This is a genomic window from Daejeonella sp., from assembly GCF_044348475.1.
Taxonomy (GTDB): Bacteria; Bacteroidota; Bacteroidia; order Sphingobacteriales; family Sphingobacteriaceae; genus Daejeonella.
The window spans coordinates 1-4,690 of the sequence record NZ_JBIKSU010000121.1 but is presented as its reverse complement, the minus strand read 5'-3'; the positions used below and the strand labels follow the sequence as shown (position 1 = coordinate 4,690).

Genomic DNA, 4,690 nt, shown 5'->3' with positions numbered 1-4,690 from the left:
CTTATCATACCTTATCGCACTTTCAATGCCAGTTAAAATACCCAGTAAAATAAATAGGACGTTTCCTATTACAAGCAATGCTTTTAATAATCTAACATATTTCATTTTAATTGCATTTGTTTATATACATTAAGGTTTTAAATGTTTCTAATTCAGCAAGTCTAGCTGCGTATTTTCCGGCATAGGTCTCCACCTTATCGTCAGCTATGAAACCATGAGTTTCTTCATAATTTATTCCATTTCGAGGATTTACTCCGTATTGATGTAGATATTGAGAAAAGAAATCATAAGTTCCCGTTTTTAATTCATCCCTTAAAAGTGCTTTTAAACCATTATACTTCCCCGAAGTATCATTTAATACTTCCGAAAAAGGAATTTTATTTGTATCATTCTTATAATATTTAATTAGTAAAGAGCCGTAATTTGAATGTGCATAAAAATCTTGAAATGCGTGTATATAGAATCCTAGTGCATTATAATCACTAATTGATTGGTGTTTGTTTACGTTACTTGTCATTAGGCTCCAATTCTTTTGGATAGCGTCATAATTAGCCAAAGCATCAAAATGGTAGATAGAAGAGCCTGGAAACATTCCAGCAGCAGTATTAAGATCGGGCCATACAACCGCATTTTCTAATATATCTATCGCTGAAGGGCAAATTCCCAATTTTGCTGCTGCATTACGCATAATTAACTTATGAATATAAATTTTATATATAAGTTCTTTAAGCGTAGGTTCTATTTTATCTATTGGATCCTCATCCGGGCAGGCACTCCTATTCACTGATTGCATTAGGTCCTTGTTTCCGTTTCCTCCGCAACCAGTTGGCCCCTGATCGAACAAGCCATTCTCTACATAACAGTGTTGAAAGAAGACGGTTTCAGACCAATATACGCATCCTCCATTACATTGTCTGTAGGTAGTAACCTGCTTATACGTTTCACAAACAAGGTCTTTAACATTAGCGCTTGCAAATTTCTTTTTTTCATTGGAGTTGGATGCTTTCCCTGGGCTAATATATCCCACAACTTTACCATCATAATACCGATATCCATTGATAAATATACCCTTTGTGGTATGATACAAAACATCTCCGCTGAAGTTCTTTTCCTTTTTTCTGAAGGTATTATTCTTCAGTTTTTTCAGATCTCCCTGCAGGTAGCCTTCATCCCCAATGATGGTCATCAATACTCCTCGAACCTTGGAATCAGTTTGTATGAAAAGTAAGCTGGTTACATTGCCTGCTTTTGAAAAATCAAAGTTTTTAGCATCTATCTGATTTTGTGAGAAAGCTATATTTCCATTCTTTAACGGAATTTCTGCTAGTATACTATCGCCCCGTGTATAGTTTTTTGCTTCAACCCATACAGGCTCTAACACTAATTTTGGAACAGAATTTAGCGATTTGCTTGAATCAATAGTATTACTCAAGCCATGAATACTGATTTGATTAGTACTAAATCGGTTATTAAACCAGCTTTTGAATTGGGCCGGAGTAGTTGACAGAATATCTGGAAATATTTCCTTTTGAATTCCATCCTTTTTGCATGAACTGAACAATAGAATTGTACAGACTGCTATTTTTAGAAAAATAGTTAATTTATTCATGAGATAAGTTTTAGATTAAGTTTTACTTAAGCTAAACTCGATGATAAATTTTCAGATACAGGTAAAATTGAGTAAGCGGCATATATTTTTGAGTAAACAGTGGCTGGCGCACGCGTGTCGCGTGTGCCTTACCATTCACTCAGTACTCACGTGTGCCTTCCTAAAAAACCGGATTATCCCTAATGGGCAGTTTAGCGAATTTGTTCACATCGATACTGGGGTAACCAAAATCATCAACTACTTTACCCTCAATTAAATAGCATCCTTTACCACGGAATGGGTATGCTGGAGTGCTTGCTGGGAAGTGTATGGTATCTAGGAAGTTGCCCTCATTATCTAGAAAAGTTCCGAACCACATTTTTTTATTGTTTTTTGTGCGAACTGGCTTTTCACAAACATAATTACCTACCGTACGGATGATCTGTCCGATATGATTTTTAAGATCATCTGCCATCAGATGGCCACGGTAGCTAGTTTTGAGCAGGTTGAACATGTCCATACTAAGCGGGTAGCCCAACAGTTCCAGCTCATTGTAGGCATCTTCCAGCATAGAGGTTTGCAGTTCGGGCAGATAAAACTCTTTAGCTTCTGTGCAAAACAGTTCCGTGCTTTGCTTCGGTACAGTCTTGCTGCCCAGGTAGTTATGAACTTCCCACAACAGTTCCTTTTTATTACTTCCGGTAAAGCGCAATGCACCAATCCTGATCAGGATGATTGCCTGCTCCAGATTGATTCCGGTACGTTTGATCAGATCGGCAAGATCCCGGTAGGAGCCATTGGCCATCCGCTCTGCGGGAATCAGCTCCATGAAATGGCTTTCTAGCCCTTGTATGCCGATAAAGCCTAGCCATGCATCTTTACCCCTGATGCTGACCTTTACCTCACTTTGGTTTACACAGGGTAGGTGCACATTGGCGCCAGCTTTTTTCAATTCATGAACGTATACCCAGCGCTGGTAAAAGCCACCGTAATTATTGAGTACGGCCACCATAAATTCTATCGGATAATAGGTTTTTAGGAAGAGGCTTTGATAGCTTTCTACGGCGAATGATGCGGAATGGGCTTTAGAAAAACTATACCCGGCAAAGGATGATACCTGCCGCCATACTTCTTTGGTAGTTTCTTCATCTCGGCCAATTTCTTTGGCGCGGTCAAAAAAGCGTTGTACAAGCCGGTCGAATTCTTTTTTAGACCGGTATTTTCCGCTCATACCCCGCCTGAGCACATCGGCATCGGTCAGATCCAGACCTGCATAGTGGTAACAGATCTTGATCACGTCTTCCTGGTATACCATCACTCCGAAGGTTTCTTGCAGATGTTCCTTCATGACCGGGTGCAGGTATTTTACATTTTCAGGGTCATGGAAATTCTGAATATAAGTTTTCATCATGCCCGAAGAGGCAACACCGGGCCGGATGATTGAGCTGGCTGCAACCAGTGTGATATAGCTTTCGCAACCCAGCTTTTTCAGTAATTGACGCATGGCCGGCGATTCAATGTAAAAGCAGCCGATCGTATCTCCGGTTTTCAGCTGGGCATTGATCTTCGGATCTTTCATGAATAATTTCACTTGATGGATATCAGGCTTTTTTTGTTGGTTTTCAAAGATCAGATTGACGGCTTCCTTGATGTGCCCGATACCTCGCTGACTAAGAATATCAAACTTTTCGTACCCTATCGATTCGGCTTCATACATATCCCATTGCACTACGGGCATGCCTTTGGGCGGCAAATCTAGTGCGGTATAATAGGTGATTGGCTCTTCCGATATGAGTACCCCGCCTGCATGAATGGATCGCTGGTTGGGCATATCCTGCATCATATTCTGAATAGCCAGTATTTTATAGAAGGTAGGATTCTGGCGGTTCTCGCTAAACCGGGTTGGGTCGGTAAAACTATCTATCTCTTGCCGCGGCAGCCCCATTACTTTGCCAATCTCACGGATGATCGAACGATCTTTAAACGTGCTCATCGTACCCAGTAAGGCTGTATGTTTACTCCCATATCGTTTAAAAATATAGTCTTGCACATCTTCCCGTTCATCCCAGCTGTAATCGATGTCGAAATCTGGCGGACTACTTCGCTGCCGGTTCAGAAAACGCTCAAAATACAGGTCGAGTTCTATAGGGTCAACATCCGTAATGCGCATACAATACGAGACGATGCTATTTGCCCCCGAGCCCCTTCCAATATGGTAATAACCCCGAGCCATGGAATAGCGAATGATATCCCATGTGATTAAAAAATAGGCAGAAAAGTGCAGTTCATCGATTACCTGCAGCTCTTTTTTAACCCGTTTTAAAGCTTCTTTGTTGGAGCGGCCATAACGATATTCCATTCCCTCCATGGCGAGCTTTTCCAGAAGGTCTTTATCATCTTTGGCATAGCCTGTGAATGTTTTTCTGTTCTTTGAGCCCTTTTCAAACGTACTGCTACACGCATTCATCAGCTTTTCTGTATTACTGATCATGAAGGGGTAGGAACTGTAAAGTTCTCTTAGTTTTTCGGGCTGCATCAGGATTTCATCTTCATGGCATTGATCATCATCCCCGATCTTGGATAAGAGGGTATTCAGATCTATCCCACGTAAATACTTGTGCAGGCGATATTCAAGTTTATTGCTGATACTGACCGGCTGTAAGGCAACGATCTTTTCCTTTATTTTGGATAGCGGCCTTCCAAAAAGCTTACCCAGATCACGGTAGGGCACCCCCAGGTATTCATTTTCTTTTAGTAATGGATGATTCGGTGAATAGGGATAAATAATGTAGGCATTCTGAAAATCCCAGGGCCTGTCGGGTAGCTTCATGCTATTCAGATTGTAGAAGCTCAGAAAATCATTGAGTTCTTTCATGCCTTCCCTGTTGCGGGCTATCCCAACATAGAGCATGTTTCCATCCCTTCTAAATTCAATGCCTGTAATGGCCTTAATGCCTTTGTTATGGCATTCCCGAATAAATTCTATTGCCCCTGTCGAATTATTGATGTCGGTGAGAGCCATTTGTTCTATCCCCAATATTTTAGCCTGCTCCACCAGCTTTGCTATAGATAGCGTGCCATAGCGTAAACTATATTGGGAAT

2 protein-coding genes are annotated in these 4,690 nt (G+C 41.0%); both read right to left on the bottom strand.

Annotated features, from left to right (window positions below):
- Window positions 1-106: 106 nt before the first annotated feature.
- A complete protein-coding gene (locus ACIQZ6_RS11995; protein WP_395811412.1) occupies window positions 107-1,609 on the bottom strand; it encodes a hypothetical protein in 1,503 nt (500 codons plus the stop codon).
- 160 nt (window positions 1,610-1,769) lie between these two features.
- Window positions 1,770-4,690, bottom strand: a 2,921-nt coding sequence (locus ACIQZ6_RS11990) for a DNA polymerase III subunit alpha (RefSeq protein ID WP_395811410.1), incomplete at its 5' end; no start/stop codon positions are given.